The organism is Salibacterium aidingense DSM 18341, from assembly GCF_000429685.1.
Taxonomy (GTDB): domain Bacteria; phylum Bacillota; class Bacilli; order Bacillales; family Marinococcaceae; genus Salibacterium; species Salibacterium aidingense.
On record NZ_AUCI01000007.1, the window covers coordinates 183,134 to 204,644 of the forward strand.

Annotated in this window: 17 protein-coding genes; 2 read left to right on the forward strand and 15 right to left on the reverse strand. The window is 44.6% G+C overall.

What is annotated here, in order from left to right; all coding sequences use genetic code 11:
* Positions 1-69: 69 nt before the first annotated feature.
* A complete protein-coding gene (locus G475_RS0108505; RefSeq protein WP_026700913.1) occupies positions 70-324 on the reverse strand; it encodes a DUF370 domain-containing protein in 255 nt (84 codons plus the stop codon).
* 338 nt (positions 325-662) lie between these two features.
* Between G475_RS0108505 and recU the strand changes: the two genes are divergently transcribed.
* Together recU and G475_RS0108515 are read left to right on the forward strand one after the other, a co-directional pair.
* Positions 663-1,259 carry a Holliday junction resolvase RecU gene (recU, locus tag G475_RS0108510; protein WP_026700914.1) on the forward strand — a complete coding sequence of 199 codons (597 nt, stop codon included), beginning with the start codon at positions 663-665 and terminating at the stop codon, positions 1,257-1,259.
* Positions 1,260-1,345: 86 nt separating this feature from the next.
* The gene (locus tag G475_RS0108515) at positions 1,346-4,069 is read left to right on the forward strand and encodes a transglycosylase domain-containing protein (protein ID WP_026700915.1); all 2,724 of its coding nucleotides are present in this window, start codon (positions 1,346-1,348) and stop codon (positions 4,067-4,069) included.
* 132 nt (positions 4,070-4,201) lie between these two features.
* Here G475_RS0108515 and G475_RS0108520 read toward each other — a convergent pair whose 3' ends face one another.
* The 14 genes from G475_RS0108520 to G475_RS0108585 all read right to left on the reverse strand — a co-directional run bounded on the left by G475_RS0108520 (position 4,202) and on the right by G475_RS0108585 (position 21,511).
* A complete protein-coding gene (locus G475_RS0108520) occupies positions 4,202-7,771 on the reverse strand; it encodes a dynamin family protein (RefSeq protein WP_084414055.1) in 3,570 nt (1,189 codons plus the stop codon).
* Positions 7,768-8,310: a YpoC family protein gene (locus G475_RS26305; RefSeq protein ID WP_026700917.1), complete on the reverse strand. Its 543-nt coding sequence runs from the start codon at positions 8,308-8,310 to the stop codon at positions 7,768-7,770. Before G475_RS26305 ends, G475_RS0108520 begins: the two co-directional genes overlap by 4 nt.
* Positions 8,303-8,965, reverse strand: coding sequence for an endonuclease III (gene nth, locus G475_RS0108530; RefSeq protein ID WP_026700918.1), 663 nt, complete (start codon positions 8,963-8,965; stop codon positions 8,303-8,305). The genes G475_RS26305 and nth overlap by 8 nt, the downstream gene beginning before the upstream one ends.
* 18 nt (positions 8,966-8,983) lie before the next feature.
* Positions 8,984-9,679, reverse strand: coding sequence for a DnaD domain-containing protein (locus G475_RS0108535; protein ID WP_026700919.1), 696 nt, complete (start codon positions 9,677-9,679; stop codon positions 8,984-8,986).
* 93 nt (positions 9,680-9,772) lie between these two features.
* Complete coding sequence (gene asnS, locus G475_RS0108540; protein WP_026700920.1) at positions 9,773-11,062, reverse strand: asparagine--tRNA ligase; 1,290 nt, start codon at positions 11,060-11,062, stop codon at positions 9,773-9,775.
* Between the two features lie 51 nt (positions 11,063-11,113).
* The gene (locus G475_RS0108545) at positions 11,114-12,301 is read right to left on the reverse strand and encodes a pyridoxal phosphate-dependent aminotransferase (RefSeq protein ID WP_026700921.1); all 1,188 of its coding nucleotides are present in this window, start codon (positions 12,299-12,301) and stop codon (positions 11,114-11,116) included.
* Positions 12,302-12,448: 147 nt separating this feature from the next.
* Positions 12,449-12,922 (reverse strand): PepSY domain-containing protein, encoded by a 474-nt coding sequence (locus G475_RS26310; RefSeq protein ID WP_026700922.1) that lies wholly within the window; start codon positions 12,920-12,922, stop codon positions 12,449-12,451.
* 52 nt (positions 12,923-12,974) lie between these two features.
* A complete protein-coding gene (locus tag G475_RS0108555) occupies positions 12,975-14,282 on the reverse strand; it encodes an amidohydrolase (protein WP_035710585.1) in 1,308 nt (435 codons plus the stop codon).
* 12 nt (positions 14,283-14,294) lie between these two features.
* On the reverse strand, positions 14,295-17,102 hold the full coding sequence (gene dinG / locus G475_RS0108560; protein WP_026700924.1) for an ATP-dependent DNA helicase DinG: 2,808 nt from the start codon (positions 17,100-17,102) through the stop codon (positions 14,295-14,297).
* A 40-nt stretch (positions 17,103-17,142) separates the two neighbouring features.
* The gene (gene panD / locus G475_RS0108565; protein WP_026700925.1) at positions 17,143-17,526 is read right to left on the reverse strand and encodes an aspartate 1-decarboxylase; all 384 of its coding nucleotides are present in this window, start codon (positions 17,524-17,526) and stop codon (positions 17,143-17,145) included.
* The gene (gene panC, locus G475_RS24605; RefSeq protein WP_051302343.1) at positions 17,501-18,397 is read right to left on the reverse strand and encodes a pantoate--beta-alanine ligase; all 897 of its coding nucleotides are present in this window, start codon (positions 18,395-18,397) and stop codon (positions 17,501-17,503) included. Before panC ends, panD begins: the two co-directional genes overlap by 26 nt.
* Positions 18,394-19,233, reverse strand: a complete 840-nt coding sequence (panB, locus tag G475_RS0108575) for a 3-methyl-2-oxobutanoate hydroxymethyltransferase (protein ID WP_026700926.1) — start codon at positions 19,231-19,233, stop codon at positions 18,394-18,396. The genes panC and panB overlap by 4 nt, the downstream gene beginning before the upstream one ends.
* Positions 19,234-19,392: 159 nt before the next feature.
* Positions 19,393-20,358 carry a biotin--[acetyl-CoA-carboxylase] ligase gene (locus tag G475_RS0108580; protein ID WP_035710588.1) on the reverse strand — a complete coding sequence of 322 codons (966 nt, stop codon included), beginning with the start codon at positions 20,356-20,358 and terminating at the stop codon, positions 19,393-19,395.
* A gap of 1 nt (position 20,359) precedes the next feature.
* Complete coding sequence (locus tag G475_RS0108585; RefSeq protein WP_026700928.1) at positions 20,360-21,511, reverse strand: [cytidine(C)-cytidine(C)-adenosine (A)]-adding enzyme; 1,152 nt, start codon at positions 21,509-21,511, stop codon at positions 20,360-20,362.

Consider the following 21,511-nt stretch of genomic DNA (forward strand, 5'->3'; position numbering starts at 1 on the left):
TTCGAGCAAGGTAGTCCAATTATTGAAGGATTCAACAAAAAAAGCTCCGGCTCAGGCCGAAGCTGTTTTTTAATTATTGCTGTCATTTTCATTCAACCGCTGCGCCACTGTTTCCGGCTGAATAGCAGAAAGCAGTACATGATCACTGTCTGCCAGTATGATACTTCTCGTTTTTCTTCCATTTGTTACATCAATCAGCATTTTTCTTTCTCTGGCTTCCTGAATCAGTCGTTTGGTAGGAGCGGAATCAGAGCTGACAATAGATACAATCCTCTCAGGAGGCATCATATTGCCAAATCCGAGATTAACCGGCTTTTCATTCATCAAATCCCTCACTTTCTCTATCCTCCTTATCGTAACATGAGTATCCCCTCTATTGTCTACTTTCAACCCTATTCCTACTTTCAGACGGTTCTTTCCTGCGATAAGATATGCTAAGATGTAGGAATGAAATATAAGACAAGCGCAAGGCGCCCGCCTAAATAAAGGTTCTTCTACTAAAACCGTGCACGTCCTGGGACGGGCGTTGAAGCCGCCGCCTTCTGTGGCAACGACGATCTGACCTGCCTCCTGCAGGCCTTCGAGCCGATGTCGCCTGGAGCTGGAACTTAAAAACGCCCGAAATTTATATTTTTGTATATATGAGAAAAGGAAGATGTTATATGGCCTTTCGTTACCCGGGAGGGAAGAAATATACAGGTTCTGCTGCTTCTCAAAAAGGAAAAAGTTCTCCCTCCTTGTTTGGCAACCGCGGGATGTCATTGGAACACGACCTGAATGAAACAAATCAATATTATAAAGCAGAAGGACTGGCTGTTATCCATAAAAAGCCCACTCCTGTCCAGATCGTAAACGTTGATTATCCCAAACGAAGTGCTGCCAAAATAACAGAAGCTTATTTTAAACAACCCTCGACAACAGACTACAATGGGATTTATCGTGGGAAATACATTGACTTCGAAGCAAAAGAGACAAGAAGTAAAACCTCTTTTCCTTTTGGAAATATCCATGCCCATCAGGTAGAACATATGAAACAAATCCTTCACCACAAGGGGATCGCTTTTCTGATCATTCGTTTTTCTTTATTGGAGGAAACGTATTTATATGATGCTTCTCATTTTATATGGTGGTACACTCAGCAGCAGCAGCGAAAATCGATTCCAAAACAGCACATTGAGGAGAAAGGGCATATCATACGCGTAAAATATGCCCCGCGCCTTGATTACCTGGAAACCGCTGATAATGTGTACTTTAGCTGATGTAACCTTTTTGCACTCCCGCCGACTAATAAGTCAGACTTCAAAGAAACATTGGATTTATTGTTACAGAAAGGAAGAAATGAGTCATGAGTGAAAATTACCGCTCCAGACAGGAACGACGTAAAGCACAGGAAACTTCCAAAAAGAAAAATAAAACAACCTCTTCCAATTCCAATAAGAAATCAAAACGCTCGATCTTTAAATATATTGTTCTTATTACTTTAATTACTGGTTTTCTATTAGTCCTGGGAGGAGGCATCGCAGCGGCATTCATGATTAGTAACGCCCCTGCCCTCGATCCCGAAGAGCTGGTCTTTTCCCAGGCTGCTGAAATATATGATCAAAACGGGGAAGAAGTCACGCAGCTGCAGGCCGGAGAAAATCGCGACCTGATTGATATAGCCGATCTTCCCGAGCATGCAAAATCTGCCTTCGTTGCAGTGGAAGACGTCCGGTTTTATGATCACTTTGGCGTAGATATTCAGCGTATGTTCGGAGCTCTCGCCGCCAATTTCACGGAAGGCTTTGGAGCGGAAGGGGCCAGTACCATTACCCAGCAGGTCGTCAAAAACGCCTTTTTATCACCCGATAAAACAATTACAAGAAAAGTCCAGGAACAGTATCTGGCTGTCCGGCTGGAACAGCAGTACTCCAAAGAGCAGATCCTGGAAATGTATTTAAACTTGATCTATTTTGAACAGGGAGCTTACGGCATCGGAGAGGCAGCCAGTATCTATTTTAATAAATCGGTAGATGAATTAACGATTGAAGATGCAGCCCTCCTCGCTGCCATCCCGAGAAGACCAAATCATTATGAACCGATCCAGAATCCAGAAACCGCTAAAGAAAGAAGAAACATGATTATTAACTTGATGGCAGAACATGATTTTATTTCAAAGGAAGAAGCAGATCAGGCTAAAGCTGTGAATATAAATGAACAAATCGATTATAATCCGACACAGGAAGGGGTGGTGTACGATTCGTTCATGACCCATGTCCAAAAGGAGCTGGAGGATGTAGACGGAATTTCTTCCAACGAATTGTATTCCGCAGGATTAAAAATATATACAACGCTTGACACAGAGGCACAGGAATATGCGGAAGAAGTCATTCAGACCAACCAGCATATCAGCAATTACCCAGACAATGAAGACTTTCAGGTCGGTTTCACCCTGCTGGATACAGAGACCGGTGCGATTAAAGCCATGGTAGGGAACAGACAGAGCCGTGACGTTGCGAAAGGATTTAATTATGCAAGCAACGGCAGCGCCCAGCCCGGTTCCACCATTAAACCGCTGCTTGATTACGGCCCTGCCATTGAGTACAATCAGTGGTCAACTTACCATCAACTCGTGGATGAACCGCATACCTACACAGAAAATGGAGATAATCAAATACAGAACTATTCGGGCACCTACCGGGGCTCTGTCAGCATGAGGGAAGCCTTGATTGACTCCATTAACGTTCCTGCTGTCAAAGCACTGCAGCAAACCGGTCTGGAACAGGCTGGAGAATTTGCACGCGGTCTTGGACTGCCCTTGGAGAATGTGAATCCCGCTGCGGCTCTCGGCGGTGTGAATCCCGGCTTTTCCAGTTTGGAAATGGCAGGTGCTTACGCGGCGTTTGGAAATGAAGGAACCTATTCGGAGCCGTACGCCGTCCGCAGCATTGAATTCCGTGATGGAAGAGAAATGACGCTCGAGCATGACTCCAGGCAGGCCATGAATGATTATACCGCCTACATGATCACTGACATGTTAAAAGATGTAGTGGATGAGGGGACAGGCACCGGAGCAAATATTCCAAGCCTGCCGCTTGCCGGAAAAACAGGGACTACCAATTTCACCGAATCCGAACATCAACAGTACGGTATCCCGGCCGGAGGAGATCCTGATGTCTGGTTTGCCGGCTATACCCCCCGGTACACGGCCGCTATCTGGACCGGTTTCAGCGGAAATCGGGGCGAAAATTATTTAATCAACGGGGAAAGTAATATTGCAAAAGAAATCTTCAGGCTTGTGATGGGCAATGTCTCAGAAGGGGTGGATACGCCGGATTTCACGCAGCCTGATTCGGTGGAATCTATTGATATTGAACGAAGTACCGGACAGCGGGCAAGTCAATATACGCCTCAAAGTGAAATTATTACAGAGCTGTTCGTTCAAGGCACCGGACCGGAAGATGTTTCTGATGAATTTGCCACCCCTGAACAGATTAATGAATTAAATGCTGTATATAACGAAGAAGACGACGAAATTCAGCTCAGCTGGAATTATGACGAAAACGAAATGCAAGGGCGTACCTTTGAAATTGAACATCGGTCCGAAGAAGGTTCCTATGAGTCATTAACAACCCAGTCGAACATGGAATATGTTCTGTCGGCCCCTGAAAAAGGGACGACTCACAGCTTTCGGGTAACGGTCATAAATGAAGAAGGACCTGATCAATCCAGTGATTCTGCAGAAGTTCAAGTGAATGTTCCAGACGAAGATGATCTGGAGGAGGAAGACGAAGAAAGTGAAGAAGAAGAAAATGAAGACGGCCCTGGTTTAGATGAGCCGGGGGACAATCTGCCTCCGGATGAGGACGATGATAATGAAGGTCCGTCCGACAATGATAACAATACGGACCCTGATAATAACAATGATAATAATGGGAATCAAAACGGTAATAACAACAATGACAATGGCAATGGAAATGGAAATAATGATTCCGACGACAGTACCGACGATGATACTGACGACGAGGCACAATCCAGTTCCACCGATGAGGAGGAGTCAAACAATGATGACTCCGGCGGTAATGAATAACAACCGTTATCTTAATTTTTCAGCCGATCCTCTACGCAATCGAAGTATGTTGACACGGCAATAAACAGGGCTACCTAAAAAATCCCGAACGATTTAAAGTCGTTCGGGATTTTTTAATTTTTATTGGTCTTGTCACAAGGAATGTTCAATAAACAAGAACTCTTCCTCTACCTCTTTTTTTCTTGAAGTATCAAACAGCCAGCGGCCACGTTCTTTTTCACTATCTATTTTCTCATGGAACTCCTTTATGATCGAGGAGGTTGTTTCGTTTAAAAATATCTGGATTTTTTCTTTTACTTGCTCTTCAAAGGAGGATGCCGCTGCTGTTGTTTCCAATTGGACGGCTTCCGCAAAAGCCTCCTTCAACTGCCTGCTTTTCTTATTTTCAAAGAAATCTTTGCTTGATTGATAAAAAGATAAAAAATCTTCTTTATTCAGAGAGAAACTATTATTCATATCAACAAAACGATGAAAATGGCATCCGCCGTCCCAGCCTTCCATCGTGAGCTCTTTCGGTTTATTTTCTTCAAGAAATTGCTGCACATATTGATAAATATGGTTTTTCATTTTCTCTTCCAGCCGGATCATTATTGTTTGTTGTTCTTGATGTAAATAAGTTTTTGCTAAACCTTCCAATTCCTGTAAAGCTCCAAGTAATTGCGATTTTTGTTTTCCTTTCGTTGAACCAGTTAGAACAGCCGGATTTACCGCCTGAGAGAAATAATCATGAATAATAAATTTGGTTCTTTCCTGCAGATACGTACACTGCTGCTGCAGTTCTTCCTGAAGTCCTGAAACAAAAGAATTCATAGTAAATGCCGGCAGCTGATTTCGAAAGGCTTCCGCCGCATTCAGTCTTTTTTGAAGCCGTTTTTCTAATTCATGTTCCCCTGCGTCTAACGCAGAAACGAGCGACTTCAACAGTTTGTAAATATGACTCCAATATTCTTTTATTTTTTCAAGGTGCGCGGCTTTCAATTCAGCTGACGTGGAGGAAGCAAAGAAGCTTTCAAACTCGGAAAAAGAATCTTGTGCCAGCGTGTTGTTCTTTTTCGCTTCCAAGCGTTGCTTGCTGGAAAGAGTAAACAATCTTGGATGGTCCACGCCATTTTGAATGAGCTGCTCCCTCACATGATTTTTCACTCCTTGCAGCTCATCATTCGCAGCCGCCAGGTCAGCGGCATTAATAATAAAATACAATTTATTAGAGTGGAAGTGTTGATTAACCCGCGCCATCTGCTGGAGAAAAACATGATCGGCTTTTGAAAATGCATGGTTGTAATAAGTTACGTACAATACCGCATCTGATTTTCGGAGCTGCTCAAATGCAACATTTGTATGGCGCCCATGAATAGAATTAACCCCCGGTGTATCCACCAGAACGAGACCATCTAAGGTCCATCGGCAATCATAATAAATGGTAACTTCTTTAACCAGACAGGCTTTTTCTTCCTCTGCCACCCATTCATGGAGCTCATGAAGTCCGCATTCCAACTGCTGCCCTGGTTCTGCCATTCTTTTTTTCAAGCTTTGCTGCAACGTGAATAAATAATCGGAATAGGTGCGCTGATACTCATTTAAGCTCGCTTGAGCAGGTTTTTTCCAGTTTTGAAGCTGTTTCCTATCAAGTTCTGTCCCCAATTCTCTGGATGCCGCCCGAATTTCACCTTCCAAAAACGCTTCGTTTTTTATTTCCAGGAGGACGGTGCCGTGCCTGAAGCTGTCATTGCTTTTTTCAATCCGGTTTACCGCAGAAGTGGTCGGATAAGGAGCAACCGGCAGAATGGAATCACCAAGCATGGCATTGATAAAACTTGATTTTCCGGCACTGAAGGCACCAAATAGAGATACAATAGTTCTGTTCTGATCGTACTGCTTTAAAAGAGAGGCCAGCTTTTCTTTCTCAGCCTGGAACAAATCCCTCTCACGGTACGTATTTAAGTATTCGCGCAGTGGTTCTAAAAACGTGTCATCTGCTTTTTCAACCTGGACGGGTTCCTCATAAATTTCTTCTGCCGCTATCATACTGTTCTCCTGTTCGGTTACAGCAATCGGCGGAGCAGCTTCTGCCGGGTACTCTTTGAAGGCTGTCTCCTGTAGTTGTTCCTGAAAAAAGGACGACCCGTCTCGTTCTTCTAAAAACTTCCGGCATGCCTCTATTTTCTGGTCGAGCGGTTCTGCCGCAGTGATCCACCGCTGCCACTCTTCTTTCATATCTGCACTCTGTTCCAGTTTTTCTTGGAGCTGGTCTTCTTTTTCCTGAAATTGTTTTTCTACTGCTTCTACATAGTACGCAAATAACCAATCTGTTTTTGTTTTAATCTGCTTTACAATATCTGAGCTAACATTATCTGTGAAAGTATATACAAAATGACGGTCAAATTCAGACGTCGGTGCGTAACGATCAAGAAGTTCCTCCTGTACCGTATAGGATAATTGCTGGACGTTTTGTTCATACGTTTCAGGCTCTTTTAAATACGACCAGTCCATGTCGGAAAGGATATTTTTTATATGAAACAACAGCTGTGTTTTTATTTTTTCATTCAATTCTTCCAGCAGTGCGTCCTTTCTCTTTTTACGTTCTTCAGCAGTTTTTTGTCTGGTAAACAACCAGCCTGTCTTGAAATTCTTGTGACAGCTTTCCAGCCAGTGTCTTGCCTTTTCTGTTGTCGTATAAGGAAATAAAGTGACATCTTTTAGTAACTTATTCCTTTGCTCGTATAATGCTTTTCTTGTATTCTTTTTTTCTCCTTCTATATCATGCAAAGCTTGTACTATTTTTTCGTGATTTTCGGCATCGTCCGGGGATAACCCTTTCGCTGCTGCTTCCTCTCTCCATTTCTCATAGGTTTCCTGTTTTTCTTCCAATAATTTTTCTTTTAATTGTTTCACTGCACCCCGTTCCAACATGGGCAGGCTGCTGCTGTACAGGGTGGATCCATGATATAAAATTGGTTTTAAATAAGAAGCAAGTTCCAAAAACTGATTATAGGAGTGCTGTTCGTTTTTCATTGATGTAAAAAACAGCCGCAGCGGTTGTATACCAGCTGTTGCCAATGTCGTCCACAGGCCATTTTCAAAGGCTCGAAGACTTAACTCCCTCTCGTCATGCTTATCAATTTGATTAACAACCAGGATAATCGGTTTTTCTTCATTAGCCATCTGCTTTAGGAATCGAAGGTTTGTTTCAGACTGAACATGGTTATAATCGGACACATATACAATACAATCCGTCGTATGAAGCTGATCCACTGTGATTTGCTGATGACTGGGATCGGTTGAATCTACACCGGGCGTATCAAGAATTCTTGTATATTTCGACAAAAAGGGCAGGGGGGCATGGATGGATATTTGTTTTATTTCTTCTCCGTTCATGCCCCAATTTTTCACTTGATCCCATGGAATTTCTTCTTCCCATTTCCATGTTTCTGCTTGCTCATTTGTTACCTCCAGGCCGACTGGTCCGTCTTGTATGGAGATAACATTGGCACTGGTTGGTATTGGGCTGGTTGGCAGTAATTCATTTCCCAGCAGACGATTTAAAAGCGTGGATTTTCCAGCTGAGAAATGACCGCAGAACGCCACTTCAAAGGCAGGGTGGTTTCGCTTCGTTTCAATCGCCTGCAGCCGCCTTTCATCTTCCTCATAAAAAGGTAATCCGTGTAAGGAGCTTTCCGTTTTGACTGTCGTTTGCACCATCATATTTCCCTCCGTGAATCATTGAAGCTGCCGGATTTTCTTTTTTTCTCTTCCAATTTTACAATAGCAAATTGTTTTCGGTTTTCGATCATGAGACTTTGAAGCTGCTTAAAACTGTGATGATGATCTGGTTTTGCTGTCACAAATACGATTCTGTCTCCTATGTTGGACGGGCTCCGTTTTAACTCTTCCAGTTCTTTTCCTATTGACGGCGCGGAAACATCAGGAACCCTCGTGTGATTCATCCATGAAATAATACTTATAACACTGGCTATATGGTATATCATATAAGGATACGCTGTTTTCCTATCTTTCTTGGAAAAACAAGTCTCGACGTAAGAAAAATCTTCGTCCCATTCCTTGAAAAGGACCGGTATATACTGCAGGGGCGCCTCCCATGGGGGAAGTTCAGCCACTCCGTTATGCCATAGTATTTCATCTATAAATGGGTATTTGCTTTTCCGCGGATTTTCATCTCTAATTAAGGCTGTGTTATAAAAAGGAGAGACCGCCAAATGACCGGGGATGTCAAGCTCATCCATGTTTAACCTCCTGATGCCGCATTCGTTTTTTCCCTTCCCTGCATAAATCCAATAATGGGCAGACCGGGCACTGCGGATCTCGTGCTTTGCAGTGGTAACGCCCGAAAAAAATAAAACGATGATGAGAATCCGCCCACTCTTCTTCGGGAATTTTTTTCATCAGGGTATCCTCTACTTCCCGGACATTGTCCTTCCATCTGCAGATCCCCAGGCGCTTTGTCACTCTTTCAACATGTGTATCGACTGCAATAGCAGGAGTTTTAAAAGCGACAGATACCACCACGTTTGCAGTTTTTCGTCCTACGCCGGCAAGACTCATTAGTTCTTCTCGGGTACGCGGGACTTCTCCGTCAAACTGTTCCATCAACGACGCGGAGAGTTTTTTGATATTTTTCGCTTTGTTACGATACAACCCTATCGAGCGAATATCCTGTTCCAATTCTTCCTGCGGCACCGCTGCATAATCTTCCGGGGATTTGTACTTTTCAAACAAACCGGGAGTTACCTTATTTACCAGAGCATCTGTACACTGCGCGGACAGCACCACCGCAATCAATAATTCAAAAGGATTGGAATGATAAAGCTCACATTCCGCCTCCGGGAACATTTCTTTTATAGTCTGAAGTACTTCCTCTACCTGCGATTTTGTTAACATACTATCAATCCCCCGTCATTAAGACTCATCAAGCCAGTTTATATTCGGATAATGCGGCAGTTTTTGTTTGGAGGAAGGTTTTGCTGAAGTAGGGGACTTACGGAACTTCTCACTATACGTTCTTGCTTCCTTTTTTGTCCTAACCCCATTTTTGTGCCATTCAAACAAAATCCTGTCAATATATCTGAGGTTTAGTTTTCCTGATAACACCGCTTCATGTAATGCTGTTTTGATCAACTCCGGACTGTATTTGTCCTGATCGAGCCAAACGTTGATCGTTTCACACTCCATTGGAGACAAAGGACGGGAAAACTCTTGTTCAAATAATTCATATAGTTCTCCTTCTGTGTTTGTTTCTGTTATTTCATCCTGCTCCGGACGGTAGTGTTCCTGTACTATCCTGCGGAACAGCGGGGCCAGAGAGTAGGTCTCATACATCACCTGGTTCTCGTCCTGTTTCTTCTGCATTTCCAAAAAATCATTGCTGATCAAGGAGCGGAGCAATGCAGAACATTCGCTTTCGGTCACCGACATACGCTCCGCCAGTTGAACAGGTGTTGGAAAGGGATGGTGATCTTCAATAAAACGATAAATATGCAGAAGCATCATCATTTCTTGATCTTTCAACCCTATTTTAGCATAGTAATCAAATAACAGGTTGGAAACAGAAGTATGTCCATATTGCATCAAATGCAGGGCCTGCTCTTGATCCATTCTGTTCCCTCCTTTCGAAAGACAGCTGAATCCCGTCAAGGGAAGCGCTTCGTAATAGAAAATCCCCCAAAAAGGGGGCAGGCTTCGACGATATTAAGGATACAGACGGTTAAGCAGACGCGGAAACGGAATCGTTTCTCTCACATGTTCTATCCCCGCTATCCAGGCCACTGTTCGTTCTAAACCAAGACCAAATCCGGAATGGGGAACCGATCCGTATTTCCGTAATTCAAGATACCAGCTGTATGCCTCTTTGGATAGTTGATGTTCCTCATAGCGCTGCTGCAGCAATTCCAGATCATCAATTCTCTGACTCCCTCCGATAATTTCACCATACCCTTCAGGGGCTATTAAATCTGCGCACAGTGCAAGATTTGGATTTTCAGGATCAGGTTTCATATAAAACGCTTTAATCGCCACGGGAAAATGGGTAATAAACACTGGTTTATCGTACTGCTTTGCGATGGCTGTCTCATGAGGAGCCCCAAAATCTTCTCCCCACTCTATTTCATAGCCTTCCTGCTGCAAAAACGTAATTGCTTGATTATATGTTATCCGCGGAAATGGTGTTTTTATATTTTCAAGAATAGGGACATCCCGGTTTAATGCTGCCAATTCGAGCTTGCATTTTTGAAGCACGGACTGAACCACCCACGTTAAATAGTTTTCCTGCACCGTCAGATTTTCTTCATGATCGGTGAACGCCATTTCTGGTTCAATCATCCAAAACTCGATTAAGTGGCGCCTCGTTTTAGATTTCTCAGCTCGAAATGTAGGCCCGAAAGAAAACACTTTATTAAAAGCCATGGCCGCCGCTTCCATGTATAATTGTCCCGATTGGGAGAGATAAGCGTCCTCATCAAAATATTTTGTATGAAATAAATCGGTGGTGCCTTCTGCGGAACTGCCGGTCAGAATCGGAGGGTCTATTTTAACAAAGCCTTCCTTCTCAAAAAACGCATAGGTAGCCTGGATAATTTCATTTCTTATCCGTAACACCGCATGCTGTTTATTGGAGCGAATCCATAGGTGGCGGTGGTCCATTAAAAACTCGGTACCGTGTTCTTTTGGAGTGATGGGGTAATCCCCCGCTTCATGAATGACGGTAAGATCTGTGATTTGCAGCTCAAAGCCGGAGGGGGCTCTCTTATCTTCTTTTACCGTCCCCTTTACATATAAAGAGCTTTCCTGGGGAAGATTGACCGCCCTGTTGAACATTTCTTCCCCTGCGTCGCTTTTTACAAGCACGCCCTGAATAAAGCCGGTTCCGTCACGCAGCTGCAAAAAAGCAATCTTGCCGCTGGACCTCTTATTTGTAATCCAACAGCCCAGAGTCACCTCTTGTTCAACATAGCTGCCAATAAATTGAATGGTTGTCTCCAAGAAAAAGCCTCCTTTGTTTATTAAAATAAACGAATCATGGCCTATTTCTCCTTAAAAGGAGGCCTGTTTCCCAATGAAAGCTTCCATCCGTTCGAGCGCGCGTTCCAGCTGCTCCAGTGATGTAGCGTAAGACAGACGGATATTATCCGGCGAACCAAATCCGCTTCCAGGGACGACTGCTACTTTTTCTTCTTCCAGAAACGCTTCCACCCACTCATCAACAGAGGAATATCCAGCTTTATCCGCTGCTTCTTTTACATTCGGAAACAGATAAAAAGCTCCTTTCGGCTTGACACAAGTAACCCCGGGAATTTGAATTAATTTATCATATACCTGATTTAGCCTATGTTCAAAGGCCTGGCGCATCTTTTCCACCGAGCCGTCTTCTTCGGTATAAGCAGCAATGGCTCCAAATTGAGAACTGGATGTGGGGTTGGAGGTGGAATGACTGGCCAGATTCGTCATCGCCTTTACTAATGTTTGATCTCCGGCAGCATAGCCGATCCGCCAGCCCGTCATCGAATGGGACTTGGATACTCCGTTAATTACAATAGTCTGGGCTTTTAATTCCGGAGATATTTGCGCGATGGAATAGTGATGGGCTCCATCATAAATAAGTTTTTCATAAATTTCATCCGACACTATTAAAAGGTTGTGCTTCCGTGCTGTTTCACCAATCTCTCTGAGTTCGTCCCAGCTGTACATACTTCCCGTAGGGTTACTTGGGGAGTTGATAATGACCGCTTTCGTTCTCGCGGTTACCGCTCGTTCCAGCTGCTCAGGCGTAATTTTAAAATGATTCTCTTCTGCTCCTTTGAGATAAACCGGCGAGCCTCCTGCCAGTTTCACCTGCTCCGGATAACTGACCCAGTAGGGAGCAGGAATAATGACTTCATCTCCTTCATCAAGGAAAGCCTGAAAAAGAGTGAACAGGATATGTTTTGCTCCGGTTCCTACAATAATTTCATCCAGGGAGTAGTCCAGCTGCTGGTCAGCCTGAAATTTATCAACAATTGCCTGCTTCAATGCAGGAAGTCCTCCTGAAGGGGTATACTTCGTATATCCTTCTCTCATCGAAGCAGCTGCAGCCTCAATTATGTAAGATGGGGTATTGAAATCCGGTTCTCCGGCTCCGAGACCGATCACATCATGTCCCTGCTCCCTTAATTCCTTTGCTTTTGCCGTTATGGCAAGTGTGGACGACGGGGTAAGAGCCGATACTCTTTTTGATAGCTCCATGTTCTGGAATCCTCCTTCATTTTGACTAGACTGACTAATTTAACGTAAGTGTATTAAAAACCCTTCCTGAATTCAAGATTGGTTTTCTGTTTTAAGAAGAAGTTAGTTGTGATATCAAAACCCCTGCTTCACCGATGTATTTTTTTGTTACGATTTCTGAAGACTATACCTTTTAATAAAGTTTCCATCCTCCATCGACAAGTAATAATACTGCAGGGTGTTATCCACCTCAAATGTCACTTCATATAAAGGTTCACCATCCTGCATTCCAGGCTTCACACTGCGGATGCTGTTCCTGTCAAATTGCTCCATGACAATTTTTTCTGCTTCCTCTGGAGTTATGCTCTCGTCATAAGGAAGGTGATCAATAATGCTTTCATCCTGTAGAAAGAACCATTCCCGGGAACCGTCGCTGCGTTCTGCATTCACGGTATAAACAGGTTCATTTCCGAAATAATAATAGGTGTTGTGCACTGCTTCCATATCCTTTTCCGACATAACTGTTTGTTCAGCAGCTTCGAGCTGGTCTGCCAGCGGCGTACGAACAGCCGCATAAAGAATCACGAATAAACCGACAAGAAGGAGAAGGGCAAGACCCGCTCCTAAAATCCAACGCTGCAACGCAAGACTTCCTTTCTTTTTAAAGTTCCCTCACTTCATTCTGTATAAGATATTATCCGGCAATTATCTCGTTATAGCAAGCATTGGCTTCAAATCTGATTCGTTCTTCATCGAGTGTCAATAGTTCTCTGTCTTTCATGAGCTGCTTTCCCTCAACAAAAACATCGGTGACATCCTGCCCATTCATGGCATATACAAGATGAGACAATATATTCTGTTCCGGATGAAGGTGTATTGCTTCCGGGTTCACCATGATAAAATCGGCGCGTGCCCCTTCTGTCAGCAGTCCGTTTTCGGCAAACCCAAGCGTTTTTGCTCCATGAATGGTTGCCATGTTCACAATATCTGCTGCCCGAACAGCGGAAGGATTTTCCCGTTTCCCTTTTTGCAGCAGAGAAGCAAACCGCATTTCCTCGAACATATCGAGATTATTGTTGGAGGCTGTACTGTCCGTTCCAAGCGTGAGATGGAGCCCTGCTGCCGCCATCTCATCGACCGGGGCGATTCCTGATCCAAGCTTTGCATTGCTCATTGGATTATGAGAAACAGAAACCGGTTTGTTTTGCAGCATTTCCAGTTCCTTTTTTGTTACATGGACAAGGTGGGTTAATACAGATGGCTGCTCGTAGAAACCAAGCTGTTCCAGATGAAACAGAGGCGTCACCCCATACTGCTGCCTGTGGTCTTCTACTTCAGCTGCTGTTTCCGCTACATGAGTGCCAAGGGAAAGCTGATGACGCTTTGCTTCCTTTATAATTTCCCTTAAAAAATCCGGGGGACACGTATAAGGGGCATGTGGAAACAACATCCCTTTCACCCGACCTTTCCCCGATTCATTCCAGGTTAGTGCCAGCTGCACCGCTTCATCAAGTTTAGCCGATAATTCCTCCGTTGAGCCAAATCCGATCATACCTCTGCTGAGTACAGCTTTCATCCCGGCTTCCATCGTTAATTGAAAAACGGAGTCCATATGGAGGTGATACATATCTAAAAAAGCGACTGTACCTGAACGGATCATCTCTGCCAGAGCAAGAGAAGTTCCAGCTTCCACTTTTTTCTTATCCAGTCTTGCTTCTCGCGGCCAAATTTCCTGTTCGAGCCACTTCTTCAAAGGAAGATCATCCGCCACTCCTCTCAGCAGAGACATCGGTGTATGAGCATGGGTATTGTAAAAACCGGGCATCACCCATTTTCCACCTCCATCTAAACACCTGCCATGTTCTTTCTTTTTATTCGGAACCGGAAGATTTCCAATTTCTACAATTTCTCCGTTCTGGACTTCGACATAGCTGTTCTTTTGTACCAACCTTGATGTCCCGGGGCGAACAAGATGAATATTTTCCATAATAAAATGTGTCATAACTACTTCCCCCTACCCCTTTTGAAAAAATAAGGCTATTTCATTCAGCAAATGGTCTACCGGTTTATGCAAAACAGGCAATGCTGGAAGGGAATCGATAAAGTCTTTGCCATATCTGTTTTGAAAAATCCGTTTGTCCAGGACAATAACAACCCCTCGATCGTTTTTATGCCGCAGCAGTCTTCCGAATCCCTGCTTAAATCGCAGCACGGCCTGTGGAAGAGAAACTTCTGTAAACGGGTTGCCGCCAGCTTGTTTCACCTGCTCCATTCGTGCCTGGGTAATTGGTTCATCCGGCGGCGGAAAAGGGAGCCTCACGATGATTAAACAGCTTAAATCTTCTCCGGGAATATCGATTCCTTCCCAAAACGCATTCGTCCCCAGCAATACCGCCTGCTCATACTGTTTAAATGTTTTCATCAATTTAGAACGGCTCCCGCTTTTCACGCCCTGGGCAATAAACGTAAATATGTTTTCCTCATCCCATCTCTTCAGCTGGTCGTAAGTCTGCCGGAGCATTTCAAATGATGTAAACAAAACGAGCATCTTCCCCTCCGTTATAGAGGCAGCATGGTAGATAAATTCAGCGGTATCCCATATAAAATCTTTTTCTTTCTGTTTTATCGAACGAATATCTTCCGGCACCATCAGCTTTGCTCTGTTTTCTATCGAAAAGGAAGAGCCCAGCTGCAGGGTTTTGGGTCCAAAATCCTGAAGTCCCCACCTGCGTATTACATAGGAAAACGAATTTTTCATGGTGAGGGCAGCTGAAGTAAGGATGACGCTGTCTTTGCGGGCGAAAAACTGATCGGCGAGCTGTTCTGAAACATCCACCGGTCTATTGTATAGATAAGCGGCATTGGCCGCTCCTTTTTTGTCAATTTCCATCCAATAAACGTAGTTGTCTTTCTCCTCTAACAGCAGCGATTCGAGACGAAGACACATCCCTTCGATATCTTCGGCAGCAGATTTAAAATCATGCAGCAAACCCTCTTCATTCGTACCCTGCGGCACCACGGAGGACAGCTGATGGTAAAACGAAAGCCAGGCCCTTTCTTCCTCTTCGAAAATGTAGAGGATACGCTGAAGGGAGTCTTTCACTGCCGTCCATTCCGGATCGGCGTTTTGGGCTGGAAAATACCGCAGGGACAATCTTCCCACATCCGTACGTTTTGGAATCGAATGCTTTCTGCAGTAATGATGAATCATTCGAAACAATTCATCTATTTCATACTTTAATAAGGTGAAATAGTCTCCCCGTTTTTGGTACCAGGACGACGAAAAATGTCCTATGGAAGACTGTTCAAACACAAGCAGCCGTTGAAATATCCCAATTTCCTCCAGCATACCGATCCGGTTCAAGACCTGGTTGAAGTAGAAATAACTGACTTCCTCCCCTAAATGCTTAGATGCCAAATCATCTAAATGATGTGCTTCATCTATGACGACATGCTTATTCTCGGGAAGAAGCTGGTCCCCTCTCTTCATTTCCGTGAATAACAGAGCATGATTGGTAATTAAAATATCTGCAGTTTCTGCGCGTGCCTTCGCTCGTTCATAAAAATTATAATCCGCCCACTGCCCCGAAGCCCTGGAACCATAGGAATCATCTGTACACACTTTTTCCCAGAAAAGGCTGTTAGCGCCGCCCGGCAGATTTATTTCTTCTACGTCTCCGGTCTCTGTTTCCAGAATCCAGATTAAAATTTGAGCCAGTCCGAGTACTTCCTCGTAGGAAGCGGGGGCGGTCCCAAGCATCTGTTTGAACTTTCGCAGGCATAAATAATGGCTTTTCCCTTTGAGTAAAAAAACAGATATTGAAAATGGCACTGCTTTTTTTAAAAGGGGAATTTCTTTTTGGATCAACTGTTCCTGCAGCGTAATTGTATGAGTAGAAACGATGACCCGTTTTCCAGTATGTTTGCTGAAATAAAGACTTGGTACGAGATAAGCCAGGGTCTTTCCAATTCCGGTTCCTGCTTCGACCAGTAAATGACGACGGTTTTTCATCGCAGTTTCAACTTCCTCCGCCATTTTCTCCTGTCCTTCTCTGTAATCGTAGTCTTTCCATACAGTGGAGAGAAGTCCTCCCGGCGCAAAAAAACGTCCGCTTCCTTCTTCTGCCTTCTTCGTTCGTTCTCCTGCGGCAGGTCTTTTCGGTCTTTTTAAGGCAATACCTTTATACTCTACGATATCATATTTTTCTGACCAAGCCGGATTGTTCTCCCATGATTTCGTTAACGGCAATATATCACTTTCCAAATGGGACGCAAGGGAACGTAATCCTTTCCATGCCGGCGCCGGAAGCTGGGAGAACTTATCAAAAAGCAAAAGGAGCAGATCTGCTGTAACCTGGGCATCGCTGTCCGCCTGATGCGGGCGGCTGTGGGAAATCTGCAGCCACTCCGCCAGCTGGGATAATTGATAGCCGGGAGCCCGCGGGTATAAGATTCGGGAGCATTCCACGGTATCGATGACTTTCCCTTTAAAAGCAGGAAAACCAGCTTCCTCCAGTTCATTGTTAATAAAATGCAAATCAAACCGCACATTGTGCGCAACAAAAAAAGCATTTTCCAATTTTTCCAATAATAGTGGGGCAATCTCCAAAAACTCCGGGGCCGTTTGCACATCTTCCTGCTCTATACCGGTTAACTGCTGGATAAAAGCAGGGATGGGACGATGAGGCTGGATAAAAGAAGAAAAGGTTTCGGTAACACTTCCATCTTCGATAACAGCCAGTCCAATCTGAATTATTTTATCTCCTTTTTTCGGAGCATTTCCTGTCGTTTCTGTATCGACAACGACAAACTTCCTTGACATAGATTTTCACCCCGGCCTGTTCATTAATTTCCAAGATTGATTAAACCATTGTGGATGGAGATTCCTGCGGCAGCATTTGCTTAATTCGATTTCCCCCGCCCAGCACTGCTATATTTGGCTGGAAATTCCGGCACTTTTGTTCTTCCACCTGCGCATAGGCAATGATAATAATAGTATCCCCCGGCTGTGCCATTCTTGCGGCAGCACCGTTTAAACAAACCGTACCGCTGTGGCGTCTGCCGGCAATAACATACGTTTCCAGCCTCGTTCCGTTGTTATTATTCACTACCTGAACTTTCTCATTTTCTATGATATCAACGGCTTCGAGCAGAGCAGCATCAATAGTGATACTGCCGACGTAATGTAAATCTGCTTCCGTCACTTCCGCACGATGCAGTTTAGATTTCATCAAGGTCCGGTACATCCTGTTTTTCTCCTTTCTTTGTGTCACGCAAAGGAACGATGATATTGTCTATTAACCTTGCTTTGGAAAAGCGAATAGCAGCGGCTAAAATAATTTGTCCGCTGGAAGACGAAAAGGTTTCTAATTCCGGGTAGGCCAACACTTCTGCGTAATCAATCTCAGCATCCGTATGGTTTACCAGACTATTATGGATAACCTTCTCCAATACAGAGACATCCCTTTCCCCCTGATGTACTTTTTCTTCAGCGGTCAGCAGGCTTTTGTACAACTGCGGAGCCTGCTTTCGTTCCTTTTCCGTTAAATAAATGTTGCGGGAACTTACTGCCAGCCCATCCGTTTCCCGGATTGTCCGGCAGGTGACAATGTCGATAGAAAGGTTAAAATCATCTGCCATGTTCTGGACCACAGCTGCCTGCTGCGCATCTTTTCGTCCAAAATAGGCGTTATCAGGATGGATAATCTGAAATAACTTCATTACCACCGTAGCAACGCCGTCAAAATGACCGGGTCTGTTTCTGCCGCAGAGTACCTGAACCCCCTTTTCCACGTGTACTATGGTGCGAACGGGTCTTGGATAGAGTTCATCCACCGGGGGAGCAAATATTACATCCACGTTTGCCATCCCGGCTGTTTCTGCGTCTGCTTCTATATTTTTTGGATACGTATCATAATCTTCATCTGCACCGAATTGAAGCGGGTTTACAAAAATGCTGACCACTACTTTGTCATTTTTTTGTCTTGCTTCATTCATTAAGGATAAATGTCCGCCATGAAGAGCTCCCATGGTTGGCACAAACCCTGTCGAACAACCTTGCTGCTTCCATTCTTCTGTCTTTTTCCTCATGGCAGAAGCACGGGTTATTATCATCATTTTTTGATACCCCCGAACAACCTGTCGTCCATTTCTTCTTCCATGGAAAAAGAATGGCGGTTTTCCGGGAAAATGGATTGTTTTACATCATAGACATATTGACTGACTGCTGTTTCAGCTTCTTTCTGGAGGGAAGCATACTGTTTCACAAAAGAAGGAATAAACCCATCGGTCAGACCTACCAGATCGTGAAAGACGAGTACCTGCCCATCCGTGGCTCCGCCTGCTCCGATACCTATCACAGGAATCGTCAACGTTTTTGTCACAGCGGCAGCCAATTGGTGAGGTACACATTCAAGTACAAGTGCAAATGCCCCGCTTTGCTGAATGGCGCGGGCATCGTCCATGAGTTTAGCAGCCGCTGCCTCAGATTTTCCCTGAACGCTGTATCCCCCAAGAACGCCAACAGATTGAGGGGTTAAACCAAGATGACCCATAACCGGGACACCACTTTCCGTTAAACGTTCGATAACAGTTAAAGTACGTCCGGAACCTTCTACTTTCACCGCTTGTACGCCTGCTTCCTGCATTAGTCGTCTTACAGCTTGAATCGTATCAGAAAACGGCCCATTATAAGATAAAAACGGAAGGTCGGTAACTGTAAATACATCCGGAGCCCCTCTTTTTACTGCTTTGGAATGCATCAGCATATCCTCCACTGTGACAGGAATAGTAGAATCATATCCATGAACAACCATCCCCGCCGAGTCACCTACCAGCAGCATATCTACTTCTGCTTTTGCTGCCGCTTTTGCCGAAGGGGCATCATAAGCGGTCACCATAGCAATAGGCTCACTGCCGGCTTTCATCTTCAGGAAAGCTTTACTCGTTTTCAATTTTTCTCCTCCTTTTTGTGGAGAAAAGGAAATATACTGCCCGTAGGCAGACTTCCTTCTCCGTCCCTGTCCTGTTCGGATCAAGGCAGAATTCTGTCATCATACGATTTGTGCAATTCCAGCTGGATATCGCCTCTTTTAGTATATCACATCAAATCACTAGTCTATATCGGCACTGTATATTTGTTCTATACTGCCATCCGCTTTTTTGATTAATAACACGCCATCGTCAGTGATTCCTTCTGCAAGCCCTGTTACCGTTTTGGAAACAGATATAGCTGTTATCTGGCTTCCAATGGTCACCGCAAGTTCTTCCCAGCGTCTGCGTATATCAGAAAATCCATAGTCGAGATAATGATAGTACCAGTATTCCATTCTCTCCAATACAGCAGCGATGATATCGGCTCGATAAAAAGAGCCCCCGCCGTTTTCTTCTGCAAGAGAAGTTGCTTTGTCTCTCAACTCCTCCGGAAACTGATCCTTCCGCTGGTTAATGTTTAAACCAATCCCGATAATAACTGCCTGCACCCTGTCCGGTTCCGACTGCATTTCTGTCAATATGCCAGCAGTTTTCTTCCCTTCCATTAGGATATCATTGGGCCATTTTATTTGTGGATGCAGGCCGGTCGCTGCATGAATTCCTTCTGTGACTGCCACCGCCGTCATTAAGGTCAGCTGGGGGGCCCGCTGCGGTATGATATCAGGTCTAAGGATTAGACTGAACCACAGACCGGTTCCTGAAGGAGAATACCATTCTCTATTGAGCCGGCCTTTTCCTTTTATTTGAGTGTCTGCAGCAACAACGGTCCCTTCCGGCGCCCCTTCTCTGGAAAGCTGATGGGCCACTTCCTGGGTAGAAGCCACTTCCTGCTTATAAGTAATAAACGTCCCCAGACGGGATGTCGTTAGTCGGGCTTTTATCTCATCCGCGCTGGCCAGATTGGGGGTGTGGGTTAGACGATATCCCTTGCGCGGAACAGCTTCCACTTCATACCCATTTTTCCTGAGCTCTTCCATATGCTTCCATACCGCTGTCCGTGTTATACCAAGCTGCCGGCTGATCTCCTGGCCGGAGATAAATGTGTCTGATGCACCTTCCAATAATTGCAGTAGTTTATCTCTCATTTCAATGTTTCTCCTTTAAAAAGGAAAGTAGTTCCTTTTTGGAATTAGATACTCGGTGGTGAAGCACTGCTTCTTCCAGTAAGTGAAGAAGCCATCCGATTCTATCCTTTGATATATCCGGGAAAAGATGAATAATATCTGCCCCGTTTATTTCTAAATCTCGGAGGGAGGTGAGAGCAAGCGATTGATAGATCTGTGTAATTGTCTGCAATGTTTCTGCTGAGGACTGTTGAGACAGCCATTGATACACTCTTTCTGTCTCCAGCGCCAGCGTTTCCCCGGTTTGATAGATCATGTCTATATCCCAAGGTATGCCTTCCGAATAAGTAAAACAGGTGTTTAGAATGTAATACAGTTTTTTTCGTGTTTTTTTAGACAGGGGCCAGGCGTTGACATATGCTTCCGCTTTCCTTTCATACAACAGCAGGAAAAAGGCCGCCCATCTTTCTGCGATGGAATGTAACGAATTCAGTTCATAGTGATTGACCGAAACATGCTGCGGATTGGAACGGAGACGATCCGGAAAATTCTGTGGTATGCTGTACCTGAAAAGAAGGTCAAGCGCCTTCGCATGATACGTCCCCTCCAATAGTTTTTCCAGTTCTCTCTGAATCCGTTCGACAGCAATATCGGCTAAACCTCTATTATGGGTGAGCAATCCATTCCACGTTTGGTCCTCAATAGAAAAGCCAAGCTGCGAAACAAAACGAAGCGCCCGCAGGGTACGAAGCGGGTCTTCTTTCATTCGTTCGTCCGGGAAAATAGAACGAATCAGGCCCTTCTCCACATCCTTTCGTCCCCCCCACGGGTCCAGCATTTTCCCTGCCTGATCCACAGCAATCGCATTCATTGTAAAATCGCGCAGCTGCAGGTCAGCTTTTAATGTCTGCCCGCTGGATCGATACGGCGATATTTCAAATACCGCGCCTTTCCAGGGTACAATGAACGTGGAAAATGCCTGCGACGGCAGTACCGCACCGGGAAATAATGAAGAAATATCAACAGAGGAAGCGTCCGTTACAATATCAAAATCATGAACCGGGACCCCCAACAGATAATTTCTGGCCGCTCCTCCCACAATATAACTTCTGTGTCCTGCATTTTCCATGTGCTGCAGAACCTGAAAGGCCGTCTCCCATTCCTTATCATCCAT

Excerpts from the sequence above, each read along its gene's own strand:
- G475_RS0108505 (WP_026700913.1), bottom strand. The coding sequence starts at position 324 with ATGAATGAAAAGCCGGTTAATCTCGGATTTGGCAATATGATGCCTCCT.
- recU (WP_026700914.1), top strand. The coding sequence starts at position 663 with ATGGCCTTTCGTTACCCGGGAGGGAAGAAATATACAGGTTCTGCTGCT.
- G475_RS0108515 (WP_026700915.1), top strand. The coding sequence starts at position 1,346 with ATGAGTGAAAATTACCGCTCCAGACAGGAACGACGTAAAGCACAGGAA.
- G475_RS0108520 (WP_084414055.1), bottom strand. The coding sequence starts at position 7,771 with ATGATGGTGCAAACGACAGTCAAAACGGAAAGCTCCTTACACGGATTA.
- G475_RS26305 (WP_026700917.1), bottom strand. The coding sequence starts at position 8,310 with ATGGATGAGCTTGACATCCCCGGTCATTTGGCGGTCTCTCCTTTTTAT.
- nth (WP_026700918.1), bottom strand. The coding sequence starts at position 8,965 with ATGTTAACAAAATCGCAGGTAGAGGAAGTACTTCAGACTATAAAAGAA.
- G475_RS0108535 (WP_026700919.1), bottom strand. The coding sequence starts at position 9,679 with ATGGATCAAGAGCAGGCCCTGCATTTGATGCAATATGGACATACTTCT.
- G475_RS0108545 (WP_026700921.1), bottom strand. The coding sequence starts at position 12,301 with ATGGAGCTATCAAAAAGAGTATCGGCTCTTACCCCGTCGTCCACACTT.
- G475_RS0108555 (WP_035710585.1), bottom strand. The coding sequence starts at position 14,282 with ATGACACATTTTATTATGGAAAATATTCATCTTGTTCGCCCCGGGACA.
- dinG (WP_026700924.1), bottom strand. The coding sequence starts at position 17,102 with ATGTCAAGGAAGTTTGTCGTTGTCGATACAGAAACGACAGGAAATGCT.
- panD (WP_026700925.1), bottom strand. The coding sequence starts at position 17,526 with ATGTACCGGACCTTGATGAAATCTAAACTGCATCGTGCGGAAGTGACG.
- panC (WP_051302343.1), bottom strand. The coding sequence starts at position 18,397 with ATGATGATAATAACCCGTGCTTCTGCCATGAGGAAAAAGACAGAAGAA.
- G475_RS0108580 (WP_035710588.1), bottom strand. The coding sequence starts at position 20,358 with ATGAGAGATAAACTACTGCAATTATTGGAAGGTGCATCAGACACATTT.
- G475_RS0108585 (WP_026700928.1), bottom strand. The coding sequence starts at position 21,511 with ATGGATGATAAGGAATGGGAGACGGCCTTTCAGGTTCTGCAGCACATG.